This is a genomic window from Streptomyces venezuelae (assembly GCF_008642375.1).
Lineage (GTDB): Bacteria > Actinomycetota > Actinomycetes > Streptomycetales > Streptomycetaceae > Streptomyces > Streptomyces venezuelae_G.
Map to the genome: position 1 here is coordinate 4,836,948 of NZ_CP029194.1, position 17,500 is coordinate 4,854,447.

A 17,500-nucleotide genomic window follows, 5' to 3' on the forward strand; every position below is an offset into this window, starting at 1 on the left:
ACGGCATGGACTACGTATCCGCGCTCCTGCCCCCCGTCGTGATGGCCGCGTTCTTCACCGCCCTCGTCGTCGTGATCGTCAAGAGCCAGGGCGGCCCGAACAAGGCCAAGGAGGACGCGGTCGTGGACGCCGCCCTCGCCCGCGCCGAGTCCACCCGCCAGGCGGACGGCACGCCCTCCTCCTGAGGCCCGCCCTCCACCAGGCCCGCCGTCCGCGCCGACGGCACCCCGCACCACCAGGACGTGCGACCTTCCGAGGTCGCGCGTCCTTTTTGTTGCGTTTCTCCACGTAAATAGCCGCTTGGCAACTCTTTGCGAACTATGGTGGCACTGTGCCCCGTCCATTGGGAGAGCTTGAGGACGCCGTCATGACGCGCGTCTGGCAATGGAACCGTCCGGTGACCGTCCGGGAAGTTCTGGAAGACCTCCAGCAGGAACGGTCCATCGCCTACACCACCGTCATGACCGTCATGGACAATCTCCATCAGAAGGGCTGGGTGCGCCGGGAAGTCGACGGCCGCGCCTATCGATATACGGCGGTCTCCACCCGGGCCGCTTACTCGGCCGCCCTGATGAACGAGGCCTGGGCGCAGAGCGACAACCCGGCCGCCGCCCTCGTCGCCTTCTTCGGCATGATGTCGCCGGACCAGCGCGAGGCGCTGAACGACGCCATCCGTATCGTCAGCCCGATCCCCGCCCCGCCCGAAGGGGCCGGCGGCGACAAGGGCGCCGACGGATCCGAGGCCCGGGAGCGATAGCGTCCCTCCATGTCGCCGTCTGCTTCTCCGGCCGCTTCCGCGGCCTCCGCCAAAGCCGTCACCGTACGCAGGGCCCGCACCAGTGATGTCGCCGCGGTCCGCCGTCTCGTCGATCCTTTCGTCCAGCGCGGCATCCTTCTCGACAAGGCGACCGTGACCCTTTACGAGGCCATCCAGGAGTTCTGGGTCGCGGAACGCGACGAGGACGCCACGGTCGTCGGTTGCGGTGCTCTGCACGTCATGTGGGAAGACCTCGCGGAAGTCCGCACTCTCGCCGTCGATCCCGAGTTCAAGGGCGCCGGCGTCGGACATCAGGTGCTGGACAAGTTGTTGCACACCGCCCGATGGCTCGGGGTGCGGCGGGTATTCTGCCTGACCTTCGAAGTCGACTTCTTCGCGAAGCACGGCTTCGTCGAGATCGGTGAGACCCCGGTCGACGGAGATGTGTACAGCGAGCTCCTCCGTTCCTATGACGAGGGCGTCGCCGAGTTCCTCGGTCTCGAACGAGTGAAGCCGAACACCTTGGGCAACAGCCGCATGCTTCTGCACCTGTGACCCGGAACCCCACGGCGAACCCGAACCGGATCCCTATGTCCGAATCGCGCACGTTTCCCGCGTCGTCGGGGATCTGAACCTCTCCCAGGGGTTTGTGTTTTTCCGGGAAAAGCGGTTTCCTTTCCGCGTACTGCATTTTCGATGAAAGGAAATCCGGTGGCACAGAAGGTTCAGGTCCTTCTTGTCGACGACCTCGACGGCGTCGAGGCGGACGAGACGGTGACGTTCGCGCTGGACGGCAAGACCTACGAGATCGACCTCACCACCGCAAACGCGGAAAAGCTCCGCGGCCTGCTCGAGCCGTACACCGCGGGTGGTCGTCGTACCGGTGGCCGCACCACCGGTGGGCGCGGCAAGGGCCGCGTCGCGGCCGGCAGCCCCGACACGGCCAAGATTCGCGCGTGGGCCAAGGAGAACGGCTACGACGTGAACGACCGCGGCCGCGTCCCGGCCACCGTCAAGGCCGCCTACGAGGACGCGAACCGCTGAGGCGACAGCTGCTGAGGCGCCGGGCCACCGGTCCGGGCGCTCAGCAGCCGCACCCGGTGGCACTCCGCGGCGGCGGCGGCCACGAGACGCACCAGGCAGGGGCCGTCCGCACCGCCCCAGGGTGCGGATCGCAGGGCCGGCAGCGAGGACTCCACCTCGCGCCCCGGCACGGGCGCCCGCAGCCAGACCGCGGCACCCGGCGCGCCGGAACCGCCCCGCCCCGGGGGAAGGGGCGCGGTCATCCGGCCGTCGGTGCCCAGGATCGCGAGGTCCAGCGAGATCCCGCCCCACTCGAGCCAGTCGAGCAGCCCCGGGAGCTCCTCGGCGCTCCCCGCGGCCACGAGCAGTCGCATCCGGCGTCCCATCAGGGCCACCGGGCCCGTCCCCGCGCCCATCCGGCGCAGGACGCCTCGACCGGCCGTGGCGGGCAGCTCCAGGACGTCGAAGCGCAGCCCCGTGACCAGCTGCACCGGGGGGCCCGGCACCGCGGCCCAGCCGAGCTCGTGCTCGTACCACCGCGCCAGACCGCCGTCGCCGTCGCCATCGCTGTCGCCGTCGCTGTCGAGCGGAGAGCGGGGAGACGGGACGATGAAGGCCATACCCGGCGCAACTCCCGCGAAGCCCTCTTGGTTACGCCCGCGGCACGCCCGCGGTACGCGCCCCCGGCCCGCCCCGGACCCGGCACGCCTCGACCACGCCTCGACCTCTGCTCGTCCGTGGCTCGTCCGTGGCCCGTCCGCGGTGACAGACGGTCCCTCTCCGGATGCGCAAGGTGTCCGTGATGAGGCGTACGGGCGCATTCGGCAGCGCAAGGTTGTTCGCTGGTAGCGGAGGGAACCAGGGTGTGCCGCATGGAGTGTCAGTGCTTACGGGTAAGACATTCCTAGTGGCGAGGGGCGACTCGCGGGCTTCGGCGTCTCACGTTCGCCATCGGCGTACTCAAGGCGCGGCTAACTACTTGGCCTGCGGGAACATCGTCTCGCACCATCGGGTTGGAGCATTTGTCGGTTGTTCGGCGGCAGGTCTCCCCGCGGAAGAGGGGTGATCCGGACGGATGTCGGCAGTTGGAATGAGCGGTCCCCGCTTGCGGGACTAAGCTGCGGAAGGACAGGGAGGGGATCGACCCCTAACTGACTGACCGCTCTGAGGAGCGATTAACGATGTTCGAGAGGTTCACCGACCGCGCGCGGCGGGTTGTCGTCCTGGCTCAGGAAGAAGCCCGGATGCTCAACCACAACTACATCGGCACCGAGCACATCCTTCTGGGCCTTATCCACGAGGGTGAGGGTGTCGCCGCTAAGGCCCTGGAGAGCCTCGGGATTTCGCTCGAGGCGGTCCGCCAGCAGGTGGAGGAGATCATCGGGCAGGGGCAGCAGGCCCCGTCCGGGCACATCCCCTTCACTCCTCGTGCCAAGAAGGTCCTGGAGCTCTCGCTCCGCGAGGCCCTCCAGCTCGGCCACAACTACATCGGCACCGAGCACATCCTGCTCGGCCTGATCCGCGAGGGCGAGGGCGTCGCCGCCCAGGTCCTCGTGAAGCTGGGCGCCGACCTCAACCGGGTGCGGCAGCAGGTCATCCAGCTGCTCTCCGGCTACCAGGGCAAGGAAGCCGCCACGGCCGGCGGCCCTGCCGAGGGCACCCCCTCGACGTCCCTGGTCCTCGACCAGTTCGGCCGGAACCTCACCCAGGCGGCCCGCGAATCCAAGCTCGACCCGGTCATCGGGCGCGAGAAGGAGATCGAGCGGGTCATGCAGGTGCTGTCCCGCCGCACGAAGAACAACCCGGTCCTCATCGGCGAGCCCGGCGTCGGCAAGACCGCCGTCGTCGAGGGCCTGGCGCAGGCCATCGTCAAGGGCGAGGTGCCCGAGACCCTCAAGGACAAGCACCTCTACACCCTGGACCTCGGCGCGCTGGTCGCCGGCTCCCGCTACCGCGGTGACTTCGAGGAGCGCCTGAAGAAGGTCCTCAAGGAGATCCGCACCCGCGGCGACATCATCCTGTTCATCGACGAGCTCCACACCCTCGTGGGTGCGGGTGCCGCCGAGGGCGCGATCGACGCCGCCAGCATCCTCAAGCCGATGCTGGCCCGCGGCGAGCTCCAGACCATCGGTGCGACGACGCTGGACGAGTACCGCAAGTACCTGGAGAAGGACGCGGCCCTCGAGCGACGCTTCCAGCCCATCCAGGTCGCGGAGCCGTCGCTGCCGCACACCATCGAGATCCTCAAGGGTCTGCGCGACCGGTACGAGGCCCACCACCGGGTCTCCATCACCGACGAGGCCCTCGTCCAGGCCGCGACCCTGGCCGACCGGTACATCTCGGACCGCTTCCTCCCGGACAAGGCGATCGACCTGATCGACGAGGCCGGCTCCCGGATGCGCATCCGCCGGATGACCGCGCCGCCGGACCTCCGCGAGTTCGACGAGAAGATCGCCGGCGTCCGCCGGGACAAGGAGTCCGCGATCGACTCGCAGGACTTCGAGAAGGCCGCCTCTCTCCGCGACAAGGAGAAGCAGCTCCTCGCCGCGAAGGCCAAGCGCGAGAAGGAGTGGAAGGCCGGCGACATGGACGTCGTCGCCGAGGTCGACGGCGAGCTCATCGCCGAGGTCCTCGCGACCGCCACCGGCATCCCGGTCTTCAAGCTGACCGAGGAGGAGTCCTCGCGTCTGCTCCGCATGGAGGACGAGCTCCACAAGCGCGTCATCGGCCAGAAGGACGCCGTCATCGGCCTCTCGCGGGCGATCCGTCGTACGCGAGCCGGCCTGAAGGACCCGAAGCGCCCCGGTGGCTCGTTCATCTTCGCCGGTCCGTCCGGTGTCGGTAAGACCGAGCTTTCGAAGGCTCTCGCCGAATTCCTCTTCGGCGACGAGGACGCGATGATCTCCCTCGACATGTCGGAGTTCAGCGAGAAGCACACGGTTTCCCGTCTCTTCGGTTCGCCGCCCGGATACGTCGGCTACGAAGAGGGCGGCCAGCTCACCGAGAAGGTGCGCCGCAAGCCGTTCTCCGTCGTCCTCTTCGACGAGGTCGAGAAGGCCCACCCCGATATCTTCAATTCCCTTCTCCAGATCCTGGAGGACGGTCGCCTGACCGACTCCCAGGGCCGGGTCGTGGACTTCAAGAACACGGTCATCATCATGACCACCAACCTCGGGACCAGGGACATCTCGAAGGGCTTCAACCTCGGCTTCGCAGCCCAGGGCGACACGAAGTCCAACTACGAGCGGATGAAGGCGAAGGTCAGCGACGAGCTGAAGCAGCACTTCCGCCCCGAGTTCCTCAACCGTGTGGACGACATCATCGTCTTCCCGCAGCTGACGCAGGACGACATCCTGCAGATCGTCGACCTGATGATCAGCCGGGTGGACGAGCGCCTGAAGGACCGGGACATGGGCATCGAGCTCTCCCAGTCCGCGAAGGAGCTCCTCTCCAAGAAGGGCTACGACCCCGTGATGGGCGCCCGGCCGCTGCGCCGGACGATCCAGCGCGAGATCGAGGACACGCTGTCGGAGAAGATCCTCTTCGGCGAGCTGCGCCCCGGTCACATCGTGGTCGTGGACACGGAGGGCGAGGGCGACGAGCGCACCTTCACCTTCCGCGGCGAGGAGAAGTCGGCCCTGCCGGACGCCCCGCCGATCGAGGCCACGGGCGGCACCGGCCCGAACCTCTCGAAGGACGCGTAAGGCGTAGCTGAACAAAGGGGCGGCCCCGGAACCATCTGGTTCCGGGGCCGCCCCTTTGTCAGGTGCCGATCTGGATGGTCGGGGAGAGGTGCTCGGTGCCGGTGAGGGCGAGCCCGGGTGCCGTGAACCTGGTGAGGTGGGGGAAGGCTGCGAGGCGGGAGACGTCCAGGGGCTCCTGCGCGCTGGAGTACAGGACAAGGCTCCGCAGGGCCGGGAAGAACCGCGCGAGGCGACTCAGGGAGGGCCGCTTGACCATGTGGGCCTGGACGACGAGGCCCTCGATGCCCGGGAGCCTCATGCCGTCGGGGCAGGCGAGAAGATCGGCGGCGCGCACTACGACGGTGAGCGGGCCCTTCAGCTCGGCCACCTGGTGCCAGCGCCGCTCGGTCAGGTTCGTGCCCAGCAGAGCGAGCTGTGCGAGCCGGGGGAAGCGGCTGAGGGAGGCCAGCCCGTCGGCGGGCCAGGTGTTGAAGGACAGGTGGCGCAGCGCTCCGTATTCGGGGAGGTCGGCTACCCGCCAGTCCGCCCCGTCGTGAAGGTGCAGATTGAGGAATTCGAGCCTAGTGAGTGCGGCGACTGCTGTGAGGTCCGGCCGGACGTCGTCCCGCCGCAGTTCCAGCGCACGAGGGTCGCAGTGCGTGAGCAGGGTGGCCAGCTGCGCGTCCGACACTGTGCCGTGGACGTCGAGCGCCTCGGGCAGGACACGGAGGCGGAGGAGCTCGCGGGCGCGCTCGTCGTCGACGACGGAGTACCGAAGCTCGTCGGGGTCGAGGCGGGCCACGATCGCCTCCGCGTAGGGCGCGGCCTCGAAGCGCCCCCACCCCCAGATCAGCTGGGACCGGACTTCCAGCGACGGATGGCCGGCGAAGCGGGCCAGGTACGGGATCGCCGCGTCGGCCTCGACATGGGTGCCGGCGGTGACCACCAACCTGGCCTCCACCTCGCTCAGCCCTTCAGGGCCGGGCAGCAGATCGAGGACCAGTCTGCCCGCCTTGCCCAGCTCGCGGGCCTCGTCCGACGTGCGGGGCGGGATGACGTCTGCCGCGCGGGCCAGCACCTGTTCCCGTATCTCCGGCGGCACCTCCGTCGCGTGGTCCATGGCCGTCGCCGCCAGGATTACCAGCCGCAGTCGGACCCGGCGGTCCTCGGCCGTGTCCGCCGCTGCGAGCAGCTCGCGGAGGATCTCCGCGCACTCGCGCGGGCGGGCGTGGCCCACGGCCATGCGGAGGACGTCCTCCCATTGGTCGTCCGCCGCGTGCTGGACGAGGACGCCGATGTCCCAGCGGTCCACGAGGGCCTTCGCCGCCAGGTAGTCCTGGAAGGTGCGGTGGACGAACTCGACCGTGTCGGCCGTCGGCTCGCGCAGGAGGCCGCTGCGGTGGAGGAGGTGCGTGAAGACCGCGTCCGGGGCGTGGGCCGAGGCCTCCTGCACCGCCGGGACGGCCTCCGCGACGATCGACTCCGCGTGGGCGCGGTCGAGCGTCGTCCGGCCGTTGAGCGTCAGCCAGTACGCGAGGCGCTGGATCAGCTGGATCTGCGGGGCCTCGTCGAGCACGAGCCCGGACGGGGCGCCCATGTCCCGCTCGCGGTCGCGGCGGGAGAGGAGCATCGACAGGGCGGCCTCGTAGAGCGCCTTGCGTCCCCGGGGCAGGAAGCCGCGCCGATCGCGATGGAGTGCGCAGATCAGACCGCACATCAGGGGGTTCGTGGCGAGCTGGGCGACGTGTTCGGCGGTGCGGAGGGCGTCGAGGAGCGGCTGCTCGTACGGCTCCGCCTCCGGCCCGGCGGCCCGGTGCCAGCGGCGTACGAAGGTGGTGACCTCCGCGCCGGTCATGGGGGAGAGCGTCAGCTCGGTGAAGCCCTCGGGAGCCAGCCAGTCGTCCCGTACGGCCGTGGGGCGCGAGGTCACGAGCCAGCGGTTTCCCTCGTACGTGTCGAGGAGGCCGCGGAGCCAGTCGCGGGCCCGGCCGCGTTCGGCCTCGGGGATCTCGTCGATGCCGTCGACGAGGACGACTCCCCGGCCGGAGGCCAGTACGCGGTCGACCCAGCCTTCCGGCGGGGTGAGCGGGCAGCCGGCGGCCGGGAGGAAACGGTCGGGGGCGGGGAGACGTTCGCCGTGGCGGGTGAGGGCGCGCAGGGGGAGGACGAACGGGATGCGGTCCCGGAGGTAGGCCATGCCCTCCGCCCGCCCCTCGCTCGCCGTCGAGACCGTCAGCCACTGGACGAGGGTCGTCTTGCCGGAGCCGGCGAGGCCTCGCAGGAGGACCTTGTCGTGCCGGGCGAGGGCGAGGTCGGCGCGGACGGCCTGTTCCCACTGCTGAGGGACGAGGTCTCCGGCCTCGTCGATCAGCGCGAAGGGGGATTCGCCCGTCGCTTCGAGGGACAGGTAGGCGAGGTCCAGCGGCCACCGGTCCGGGGAGTCGTGGAGGTCGATGCCGTAGATGGTGAGGCGGCCGTGCCTCTTCGCCAGGTGGGCGAGGTACCGGCGCTCGAACTCCGCGTCGCGGCCGTCCGCCCGCGGTGTCCGGCGGACGAGCTCGTCGATCTTCGCGATCAGCTCCGTCTGCCCCCGCGTCTGCTCCACCATGCTGCGGGCGATGAACGTGGACCTCTGGGTGAAGAACTCCAGGATGTGGAGGCAGGCCCACTCGGTCATCGACTCCAGGTAGAGGACCGAGTCCGCGGCGAGGCCGTCCGGGGCCGGGGCCGCCGCCCGCAGCCGCCTCGCGAGCTCCCGGTGGCCGAGGCGGACGGCGTGGACGTCGTCCATGTCGAGGTCGCCGAGGGCGAGGAGGGTCGTCCCCAGGGTGTGGGCCACGGCCTCCGTCTCGTCCGCGGGGAACGGGGTCTCCCCGTGCTCGCCCCGGGACCGCTCGACCAGGGTCGTCGCGAGCTTGCGGACGTCCTTCTCGGTCAGCGTGCGCTTCTCGCCGCGGAAGGAGACGAGGCCGGAGAGCCGCACCTTGGGCGCGTTCCCCGTGAGTCCGGCGCCCGGACCGTCGCTGACCAGCAGTTTCTTCAGGATTGGCCTGATCGCCGCCGAGGCGAGCCGGGTGCCGATGAGTGCCGGTTCCATGTCTGTCCCCCCGAAGATCCCCGAATCCGCCAGCGTAGTGCGGGACGGCCTTTCCGGCGGGCCGGTTGCGTGACCCAGGTCGCTTTCACGGTCGGCGCCGGGTGACAAGGCGCACAGGCGTTTCGAGGGGTACTAACCGGAATAGTGGCGACCTTTGATGGCGATTCGGGACGTTTAGCGATCAACCCCCGGGGCTTTGGTCCCGCAGGGTCCCGAACCGGGCGGTGCGCGGCCTTTCGGGCAGTTCCAGCCGCTCGTGACGTGCGGATAAACCGTTTCCCTTGTGGGGGTATGTCCGGTTTCAGGAGTTGAAGCCAAGGCCGTCAAGGGTCGATCTCCCCCGGAGATCGCTACGACGCAATGTCGTAGTTGGGGTGTTTTGGGATGGGCGGGGGTCCGGGTTACCAAGGATGAGCAAGCCCGACGCAGAGCACCGTCCGCGTCGGGTCCCGTACTTCCCGGAGGTTTTCCCCCGTATGTCGAAGCGCGTCATGAACCCCGCCACCCGTACCGCCGCCGTCGCCCTCGCCGCCGCGGGTCTGGGAGCGTCGCTGGTGGCCGGAGCAGGGTCCGCCTTCGCCGCCGAGGGCAAGGCCGTCGCCCCGGTCGCCGCGACCGCGTCCGCCGCCGTGGCCGCCCAGGCCGAGACCCAGGCCCACGTCGCCGCCCAGGTGAAGGCCGCCGCCGCCAAGGCCGCGGCACAGAAGGTCGCGGCGCAGAAGGCCGCGACCGTGAAGTCCGTCGCCGTGAAGGCCGCCCCCGTGGCCGCCAAGAAGGCGGCCCCGTCCTGGGTCAAGCCGGTCGCCTCGTACACGCTGACCGCCAGCTACAACCAGGGCGGCGCCATGTGGGCCCACAAGCACTCCGGCCAGGACTTCGCCGTCCCGGTCGGCACCCCGGTCAAGGCCGCGGGTGCGGGCACCGTCGTGAAGGCCGGCCCGAACGGCGGCGGCGACGGCCCCGCGTACGGCAACGCGATCGTCGTCAAGCACGCCAACGGCAAGTACTCGCAGTACGCCCACCTGTCGAAGATCAAGGTCAACGTCGGCCAGAAGGTCGCCGCCGGTCAGCAGATCGCCCTCTCGGGCAACACCGGCAACTCCTCCGGCCCGCACCTGCACTTCGAGATCCGTACGACCCCGAACTACGGTTCCTCCGTGAACCCGGCCGCCTTCCTGCGGTCCCACGGCGTCTCCATCTGACGCTGACGCTTGCGCTTCACGAGGCCCGATGGGCCTGGGTGAGCATGTCGAGGGCGACCTCGAGGACGGCTTCGTGCTTCTCCTCGGGGTCGCCCTCGACGTTGTCCATGAAGAACATCCCCGCGTGCAGGGTGAAGATCGCGCTCACGCAGCGCACCCGGTCGATGACGGCGAAGTCCTCCTCCTGGATCAGCCCGCTCAGTTCGAGCATCCGCTCCTTGAAGGTCAGCCCGATGCTCAGCTCGCGGACGGCCGCCTGGTTCTCCTGCATGAAGCGGAACAGCGGGTAGGCGCCGAGCAGCGACGCCTGGTAGCGGCGCAGGATCTCCTCGCGCACCTCCAGAGTCCGCGGCTGCTCCCGCGCCCAGTCGATCAGCTCGTCCACGGGCCGCGTGAGGTCCTGGAAGATGCCGATGATGATGTCTTCCTTGGTCTTGAAGTGGTAGTACAGCGCGGCCTTGGTGACGTCGAGGTGCTCGGCGATCTCACGCAGCGAGGTCTTCTCGTACCCCTGCGCGGCGAAGAGTTCCAGGGCCACGTCCTGGATGCGCTGGCGGGTGTTGCCTCGGGCCATGGCTGCTCTCCCACTTTTACTTACTTGACGACCGGCAAGTTACGGGTCTACCGTCCCCATCCTAGTAACTAGCCGGGCGGCAAGTAAGGGGATGGCGATGGCGAACGACGGGGCAGTGCAAGCAGTGGAGGAGAAGGCACCGCCGGCGCGCAGCGTCCGCGTCGTCCTCCTCGCCCTGATGATCGCGATGCTGCTCGCGATGCTGGACAACATGATCATCGGCACCGCGATGCCGACGATCGTCGGCGAGCTCGGCGGCCTGGAGCACCTCTCCTGGGTCGTCACCGCCTACACCCTCGCCACCGCCGCCTCCACACCGCTCTGGGGCAAGCTCGGCGACATGTTCGGCCGCAAGGGCGTCTTCCTCACCTCGATCGTGATCTTCCTGATCGGCTCGGCTCTCAGCGGCATGGCCCAGGACATGGGCCAGCTCATCGGCTTCCGTACGATCCAGGGCCTCGGCGCCGGCGGCCTCATGGTCGGCGTCATGGCGATCATCGGTGATCTGATCCCGCCCCGCGAGCGCGGCAAGTACCAGGGCATGATGGCCGGCGTCATGGCCCTCGCCATGATCGGCGGACCGCTCGTCGGCGGCACCATCACCGACCACTGGGGCTGGCGCTGGTCCTTCTACATCAACCTCCCCCTCGGCGCCGTCGCCCTCGCCATGGTCACCACCGTCCTGCACCTGCCGAGGAAGCAGCGCGCCACGGGCACCCGGATCGACTTCCTCGGCGCCGCGCTCCTGACCGTCGGCATCACCGCGATCGTCCTCGTCACCACCTGGGGCGGCACGGAGTACGCCTGGAGCTCGGCCACCATCGTCGGCCTCGCGGTCGGCGGAGCCGCCGCCCTCGCCGCCTTCCTGTGGGTGGAGACCAGGGCCGAGGACCCGATCGTGCCGCTGCACATCTTCCGCAGCCGCAACTTCACCCTGATGTCCCTGATCGGCTTCATCACCGGCTTCGTGATGTTCGGCGCGGTCCTCTACCTGCCGATCTTCCAGCAGTCCGTCCAGGGCGCCTCGGCGACCAACTCCGGCCTCCTGCTCCTGCCGATGCTCATGGCGATGATGGTCGTCTCGCTGCTCGTCGGCCGGTTCACCACCAGCACCGGCAAGTACAAGATCTTCCCGATCGTCGGCGGCGCCCTGATGGTGACCGGCCTCTTCCTGCTCTCCACGATGGACACCGGCACCTCGCGGCTGGTCTCCGGGGTCTGGATGGCGGTCCTCGGCGCCGGCATGGGCTTCCTGATGCAGATCACCATGCTCGTCGCGCAGAACAGCGTCGAGATGAAGGACATGGGCGTCGCCTCCTCGTCCACCACCCTCTTCCGGACGCTCGGCTCCTCCTTCGGCGTCGCGATCATGGGCGCGCTCTTCACGAGCCGGGTCCAGGACGAGATGGCGGCACGCGGCGGGTCCGGGCTGACCGAGCGGACCGCACAGCTCGACGCGGCGAGCCTGGCCAAGCTCCCGGAACCGCTGCGCGAGGCCTACCAGTACGCGGTCTCCGTCGGCACCCACTCCGCCTTCCTGGTCGCCGCGGCGGTCTCCGTCCTCGGCTTCGCCCTCGCCTTCTTCGTCAAGGAGGTGGCGCTGCGCGGCGCGGGACCGGCGGCGCCCGAGGCGGGCGCGGGCGAGGGCGACGGCGCTCCGAAGGTCGCCGAGACGGTCTGACGTTCCTGTACGGCGGTGGGGCCGGCCCTTCTCGGGGCCGGCCCCACCGCCGTATCCGCTCCACGGTCAGTCCGACAGCCTCAGCATGGGGAAGCTGCCCGTGTTCGTCGGCGCGTGGTCCGGCAGCCAGAGCACCGCGATCGCGCCGCCCACCCCCTCCGGCGCCGCCGCCGACGCCACGTTCCGGAAGGTCAGCCGGGCCCCGAGCACCCGCGCCTGGCCGGCCGCGATGGTCAGCCCCAGGCCGTGGCCCTGGCCCGCGCGGTCGCTCGTCCCCGTACGGAAGCGGCTCGGGCCCTCCTTGAGGAGCGCCTCGGGGAAGCCCGGACCGTGGTCCCGGACCCGGACGACCCGGCCCTCGACGGTGACCTCCACCGGCGGCTTGCCGTGCTTCGCGGCGTTCGCGAGCAGATTGCCCAGGATGCGCTCCAGACGGCGCGGGTCGGTGTTCACCCAGGACTCGTGGACGACCCGGACGACCACGTCCGGGTCGAGCGTCCGCACCCGCCGCTCCACGAACTCGCCGAGCGCGAGTTCCTGGAGCTCGGCCCGCTCCGACGCGCTGTCGAGCCGGGCCACCTCCAGGACGTCCTCGACCAGCGTCCGCATCGCCTGCGCCCGGTCCCGTACGAGCTCGGTCGGCCGCCCCGGCGGCAGCAGCTCGGCCGCCGTGAGCAGCCCGGTCACGGGGGTGCGCAGCTCGTGCGCGATGTCCGCGGTGACCCGGCGCTCGGCCTCGATCCGCTCGTTCAGGGCGTCGGTCAGGGCATCGACGGCCCGGGCCAGCTCGTCGGTCTCGTCCCGGACGACCCCGCCGATCGCGTCCCGTACCCGTACGTCCGTGTTGCCCTGGGCGACCCGCCCGGCCGCGGCGGCGGCCTTCCGCAGCCGCCGCGAGAGCTGGCCGCCGATGAGCACGCCGAGGGCGCAGCCGCCGAACACCACCGAGACCGAGCCGATGACGAGCGCCCGGTCCAGGTCGTTCATGATCGCCGTGCTGCGGTCGGCGAAGGGGATGTGCAGCGACAGGACGTCGCCGTTGGCGAGCGGCACCGCGGCCCACACGTCGGGCGGCCCGCCGTTCCGGTGCTCCTGCACGAACGTCCCGCGCCGCCGGTCCCGCATCAGCTGGTCGAGCTGGGGCGGCAGCGCCGGGTCGTTGATCTTCGTGCCGAAGCGGGGCTCCTTGGGCTTCGACGTCTCGTACATCCGCTGGGCGAAGAGCAGCCGCTCCATCTGCACCTCGCGCGCGTTGTCGAGCATCGAGATGCGGGCGGCGTTGTGCACGACCACGCTCAGCGTGACCGCGATCAGCGCCCCGACCGCCGCGATGGCGACGGCGATCTTCCAGCGGACCCCGGTACGGAGGGCCGGCGGCTTCACGGGTCGGAATGACACCCTCTGGCCCTCTAGCCCTTGAGCTTGTAGCCGAAGCCCCGGACCGTCTCGATCCGGTCCTGGCCGATCTTGGCGCGCAGCCGCTGCACATGGACGTCCACGACCCGGGTGTCGCCGCCCCAGCCGTAGTCCCAGACCCGCTCCAGGAGCTTGTCCCGGGACAGCACGGTGCCCGGAGCGGACGAGAACTCCAGGAGCAGCCGCATCTCGGTCGGGGTCAGCGCCACCGGCGCCCCGTCCTTGCGGACCTCCATGCCCTCGGTGTCGACCTCCAGGTCGCCGAAGGCGAGCAGCCCGCCGCCGTCCGCCGACCCGTCCCCGTGCTCGCCGGGTCCGGAGCCGCCCGCGTGCCCGAAGCGCCGCAGGACGGCCCGGATGCGGGCCATGAGGACGGAGCCGTCGAAGGGCTTCGTGACGTAGTCGTCGGCCCCGGCCTCCAGACCGAGCACGACGTCGATCGAGTCGGCGCGCGCCGACAGCATGATCACCGGCACGGTCGACTCGTCGCGGATGCGGCGGCAGAGGCTGACGCCGTCCATGCCCGGCAGCATCACGTCGAGGAGGGCGATGTCCGGCCGCTGCGCCCGGAAGGCGTCCAGGCCGGAGAGCCCGTCGGGCATCGCGGTGACCCGGAAGCCGTCCCGCTCCAGGGCGAGCTGGGTGGCCTCACGGATGACGTCGTCGTCCTCGACGAACAGGACATGGGTTTCGGCCATCGTGCGTGCCCTTCGGGGGTCTGTGCTGCTGCGTGGTGCGGGTGGTGCGGGTGGTGCGGGTGGTGCGGGCCGCTCGGCGGCCAGGAGGACGGTCAGTTCGCGTCGGCGGGTTCGCTCGGCGCGGGCTCCACCGCGGCCGCGCCGTCCCCGACGGCGCGGCTGTAGTCGTTGTGCACCCAGTCGTGCTGGGTGAACTTGTTCCCCGACCAGCGGTACGTGATCACGTCCTCGCCCGAGGGATACGCGACCGGGTCGCCCTTCGCGTACACCTGCTTGGTGACGATCAGATCGCCCCGGTCGATCGTCCCGTAGACCGCCGCGTCCTCCGCCATGAACACGTTCTCGTACCGGTCGCTCTGCTTCCGGTAGACGTACGTGCCGATGCCGACGGCATCACCGCAGGTCATCACGTTGACGACGACATCGGGTGCGGCGCTGCCCGTGAGGTTCCCGTAGGAGGCGTCGACCGGGTAGGCATCCGCGACGCAGGGCTTCAGATCGTCCTTGAGCCGCTCGCCGATCTTCGGGTCGTCCTTGAGCAGCGCGATCGGATCCACCCGCTCGGCCGACTGCGGCCCGCTGGTCGCGGCGGGGGAGGAGGGGCTGGGCGCCGCCGCGGCGGTCTCGTCGACGCGGGCCGCGCCCTCGTCGCGGGAGCCCGTACCGCCGGTGGAGCAGGCGGCGACGGACAGCCCGACGGCGACGAGCCCGGCCACCGCCGTGACGCTCGCCGCCTTGACGGTACGCCGAGGGCGGCGCCGTCCGGTGCCGTACCGGTCGTCGCCGCCGTGTTCTCTGCCGTCGTCGGTTTCGGCGTCTAGGCCGCGCACCGCCCCCGCCCCCCTTCGTGACCTCGTACGTCCGCCCGCTCCCCCGTCCGGCCCAGGGCGCGGGCGTCGAGGTCGCGGCTCTCCAGCTCCTGGCGGAGCCGGGCCAGCGCGCGGTGGAGCGTGGACTTCACCGTACCCGTCGACATCCCGAGCGCGGCGGCCGTCTCCTCGGTGCTCATCTGCTCCCAGTGGCGCAGGACGACGACGCTGCGCTGCTTCGGCGCGAGCACCTTCAGGATGTCCATGAGGAGGGCCCGGTCGGCGTGCTGCTCGGTCGGGTCGTCGACGCTCGCGTCGGGCAGCTGCTCGGTCGGGACCTCTTCGAGCTTGCGGGAGCGCCACCACTCGGTCCGGGTGTTGATCATGACCCGGCGCAGGTAGGCGTCGGCGAGGGACTTGTCGGCGATGCCGTCCCAGCGGCCGTACGTCCGGGCCAGTGCGGTCTGGAGGAGGTCCTGGGCGTCGACCGGGTCGGGTACGAGACGACGGGCACTGCGCAGCAGCGCGTCCTGCCGCGTGCGTACGTACTCCTCGAAGTCGAGCACCTCTCCGTGCCTCATCCGAACCGCCTCCATCCCCGTGACCAGCCATTTCCTCGTGTCGTGGACGACGCTACGGAGGCTGTGTCACGGGGCTGTGCGGGGCAGCCGTCGGTGGACGCACGGCTACCCATCGGTTGTGTAACAGCGGGGACGGAGGAGGTTTCGCGGCGGCAGTCCCGGGAGAGCGGCCGCCCGGGAAGGCCACGTCAGTAAGGCCACCTCACTGGAGGTCACCTCACCGGAGGGACCGTCTCAGGACAGCGGCAGGCGGTAGAACCCGTCGTCCAGCGGCTCGACGAGACCGTCCGCGACCAGGCCGTCCAGGGCCCTGGTCCGCTGCATCGGTTCGTCCCAGACCGCGTCCAGGGCCGCCTGCTCCACCGGGTCCGTCGACTCCCGCAGCACCGCGAGGAGCCGGCCCCGGACCTGCCGGTCCGTGCCCGCGTACGTCTGGCCGCGCCGCGGCGGGCCGTCGTGCGCCGGCTTCCCCGCCAGCTGCCACGCGCAGCGCTCGGCGATCGGGCAGCGCCCGCAGTCCTCGTTCCGCGCGGTGCAGACCAGCGCGCCCAGCTCCATCGAGGCCGCGGCCCAGCGGGAGGCCGTCGCCTCGTCCTCCGGGAGCAGGGCCCGGGCGAGCCGGCGCTCGGCGGCCGTGGTCGCGTTCGGCGGGTACTGGACGCCGGTCGCCGCCCGCGCGAAGACCCGGCGGACGTTGGTATCGAGGACCGCGTGCCGCTGCCCGTACGCGAAGGAAGCCACGGCGGCCGCCGTGTACTCGCCGATCCCGGGCAGCGCGAGCAGCTGCCCGTGGTCGCGGGGCACGTCGCCGCGGTGCCGTTCCGTTATCGCCGTGGCCGCCGCGTGCAGGCGCAGGGCCCGGCGCGGATAGCCGAGCCTGCCCCAGGCGCGGACGGCCTCGCCGGGGGCGTCGGCGGCCAGGTCGGCCGGGCGCGGCCAGCGCGCGAGCCACTGCTCGTACACCGGAAGGACCCGGACGACGGGGGTCTGCTGGAGCATGAACTCGCTGACCATCACCCCCCAGGCGCCGGCCTCTGGGCGGCGCCAGGGCAGGTCACGGGCGTGCCGGTCGAACCAGGCGAGGACGGGCCCGTGCAGTTCCGGGGGGAGGGAGGCGGCCACGGGGGCCGAGGGGCCGGGGGGAGTGTCGATGGAAGTCATGGCACCTCCGATCCTGGCACGTCCGCGACGCGATCAGCGCGCGCCGTGGCGCGCGCGCTCGGGCCGGTCGGCGTGCGGGGAGGCGTGCGCGTGCGAAGAGGCGTGCGGGGCGGCGTGCGCCCGGGGTCCGCGCCCCGCGCACCACACGACGGCCGAGCTCCGGCTCGACCTGGCCGTCTCCACCAGCGACCGCACCGGCCGCTCCGCCGCCCGCATGACGAGGAAGGCGACCAGGGCACCGAGCAGCACGCCGGCGGTCACGTCGTGCGGGTAGTGCACGCCGACGAAGACCCGGGAGAAGGCCATGAGCAGCGCCATCGGCACGGTCAGCCAGGCCATCCCGCGCCAGGACAGGGCGAGCGCGATCGCGGCGGCGCCCGCGATGGCCGAGTGGTTGCTCGGGAAGGACCAGTCGCCGTACGGCGGGCACTCCACGAGCGCGGCGGGCGCCCCGAGGACCGCCCGGCACGGCCGCTCCTCGTCGATCAGCGACTTCAGCCCCTCGCTCACCACGTAACCGAAGGCGGTGGCGAGCGGGGCGAGCAGCGCGAGCGCCATCAGCCGGCTCGACCCGTCACGGGAGCGCCACCAGCCGGCCAGGAACAGCACGCCGAAGAGCAGCAGTCCCGCCTCGGTCCACACCTCCGCGAGCCATTGGAACCAGTGCGGGGTGGAGTGGGCGAAGTCGGCGACGTCGAGGTAGAGCCGATCGGAGAGGTCGAGGAGGGAGTCCATGGTGGATGACGCTAACCGGAATTCGGAGCTCGGCGCCCCGGGCCAACGGCCAGAGCGACCCCCGACGAAAGTGGGGGGCGGGC

The 17,500-nt window shown here is 70.8% G+C and carries 16 protein-coding genes; 7 read left to right on the forward strand and 9 right to left on the reverse strand.

Features of this window, described 5'->3' with window-relative positions:
• The first annotated feature begins 5 nt into the window (after nt 1–5).
• The 4 genes from DEJ46_RS22255 to DEJ46_RS22270 all read left to right on the forward strand — a co-directional run bounded on the left by DEJ46_RS22255 (nt 6) and on the right by DEJ46_RS22270 (nt 1,801).
• Nucleotides 6–185 (forward strand): hypothetical protein, encoded by a 180-nt coding sequence (locus tag DEJ46_RS22255; protein WP_150268996.1) that lies wholly within the window; start codon nt 6–8, stop codon nt 183–185.
• A gap of 146 nt (nt 186–331) precedes the next feature.
• Nucleotides 332–757, forward strand: a complete 426-nt coding sequence (locus tag DEJ46_RS22260; protein WP_150268998.1) for a BlaI/MecI/CopY family transcriptional regulator — start codon at nt 332–334, stop codon at nt 755–757.
• A 9-nt stretch (nt 758–766) separates the two neighbouring features.
• Entirely contained in the window at nt 767–1,312 is a 546-nt protein-coding gene (locus DEJ46_RS22265) for an amino-acid N-acetyltransferase (RefSeq protein WP_150269000.1), read from the forward strand.
• Between the two features lie 156 nt (nt 1,313–1,468).
• Nucleotides 1,469–1,801 carry a histone-like nucleoid-structuring protein Lsr2 gene (locus tag DEJ46_RS22270; protein ID WP_017240029.1) on the forward strand — a complete coding sequence of 111 codons (333 nt, stop codon included), beginning with the start codon at nt 1,469–1,471 and terminating at the stop codon, nt 1,799–1,801.
• Here the strand turns inward: DEJ46_RS22270 and DEJ46_RS22275 are convergent.
• Nucleotides 1,780–2,400 carry an SCO3374 family protein gene (locus tag DEJ46_RS22275; RefSeq protein WP_150269001.1) on the reverse strand — a complete coding sequence of 207 codons (621 nt, stop codon included), beginning with the start codon at nt 2,398–2,400 and terminating at the stop codon, nt 1,780–1,782. The two genes, DEJ46_RS22270 and DEJ46_RS22275, sit on opposite strands and share 22 nt — an antisense overlap.
• 561 nt (nt 2,401–2,961) lie before the next feature.
• Between DEJ46_RS22275 and DEJ46_RS22285 the strand changes: the two genes are divergently transcribed.
• Nucleotides 2,962–5,484: an ATP-dependent Clp protease ATP-binding subunit gene (locus DEJ46_RS22285; protein ID WP_150269004.1), complete on the forward strand. Its 2,523-nt coding sequence runs from the start codon at nt 2,962–2,964 to the stop codon at nt 5,482–5,484.
• Nucleotides 5,485–5,542: 58 nt separating this feature from the next.
• Here the strand turns inward: DEJ46_RS22285 and DEJ46_RS40525 are convergent, their stop codons facing one another.
• Nucleotides 5,543–8,560, reverse strand: a complete 3,018-nt coding sequence (locus DEJ46_RS40525) for an NACHT domain-containing protein (protein ID WP_150269005.1) — start codon at nt 8,558–8,560, stop codon at nt 5,543–5,545.
• A 476-nt stretch (nt 8,561–9,036) separates the two neighbouring features.
• Here DEJ46_RS40525 and DEJ46_RS22295 point away from each other — a divergent pair, with 476 nt between their 5' ends.
• Nucleotides 9,037–9,762, forward strand: a complete 726-nt coding sequence (locus DEJ46_RS22295) for a M23 family metallopeptidase (RefSeq protein WP_150269006.1) — start codon at nt 9,037–9,039, stop codon at nt 9,760–9,762.
• Nucleotides 9,763–9,778: 16 nt separating this feature from the next.
• On the opposite strand, the gene DEJ46_RS22300 is transcribed toward DEJ46_RS22295, so the two are convergent.
• The gene (locus DEJ46_RS22300; RefSeq protein WP_150269010.1) at nt 9,779–10,336 is read right to left on the reverse strand and encodes a TetR/AcrR family transcriptional regulator; all 558 of its coding nucleotides are present in this window, start codon (nt 10,334–10,336) and stop codon (nt 9,779–9,781) included.
• A 97-nt stretch (nt 10,337–10,433) separates the two neighbouring features.
• Between DEJ46_RS22300 and DEJ46_RS22305 the strand changes: the two genes are divergently transcribed.
• A complete protein-coding gene (locus DEJ46_RS22305) occupies nt 10,434–12,017 on the forward strand; it encodes an MDR family MFS transporter (protein WP_150269012.1) in 1,584 nt (527 codons plus the stop codon).
• Nucleotides 12,018–12,083: 66 nt separating this feature from the next.
• Here DEJ46_RS22305 and cseC read toward each other — a convergent pair whose 3' ends face one another.
• From cseC to DEJ46_RS22340, 6 genes are all read right to left on the reverse strand, one after another.
• Nucleotides 12,084–13,400 carry a two-component system sensor histidine kinase CseC gene (gene cseC, locus DEJ46_RS22310; protein ID WP_150269014.1) on the reverse strand — a complete coding sequence of 439 codons (1,317 nt, stop codon included), beginning with the start codon at nt 13,398–13,400 and terminating at the stop codon, nt 12,084–12,086.
• A gap of 26 nt (nt 13,401–13,426) precedes the next feature.
• Complete coding sequence (gene cseB, locus DEJ46_RS22315) at nt 13,427–14,131, reverse strand: two-component system response regulator CseB (RefSeq protein ID WP_150269016.1); 705 nt, start codon at nt 14,129–14,131, stop codon at nt 13,427–13,429.
• A gap of 92 nt (nt 14,132–14,223) precedes the next feature.
• Entirely contained in the window at nt 14,224–14,961 is a 738-nt protein-coding gene (locus tag DEJ46_RS22325) for a hypothetical protein (protein ID WP_223834954.1), read from the reverse strand.
• A complete protein-coding gene (locus DEJ46_RS22330; RefSeq protein ID WP_055642803.1) occupies nt 14,949–15,521 on the reverse strand; it encodes a SigE family RNA polymerase sigma factor in 573 nt (190 codons plus the stop codon). The genes DEJ46_RS22325 and DEJ46_RS22330 overlap by 13 nt, the downstream gene beginning before the upstream one ends.
• Nucleotides 15,522–15,755: 234 nt before the next feature.
• Nucleotides 15,756–16,682 (reverse strand): A/G-specific adenine glycosylase, encoded by a 927-nt coding sequence (locus tag DEJ46_RS22335; protein WP_223834956.1) that lies wholly within the window; start codon nt 16,680–16,682, stop codon nt 15,756–15,758.
• A 33-nt stretch (nt 16,683–16,715) separates the two neighbouring features.
• Complete coding sequence (locus tag DEJ46_RS22340; RefSeq protein WP_150269019.1) at nt 16,716–17,417, reverse strand: phosphatase PAP2 family protein; 702 nt, start codon at nt 17,415–17,417, stop codon at nt 16,716–16,718.
• Nucleotides 17,418–17,500: the final 83 nt, after the last annotated feature.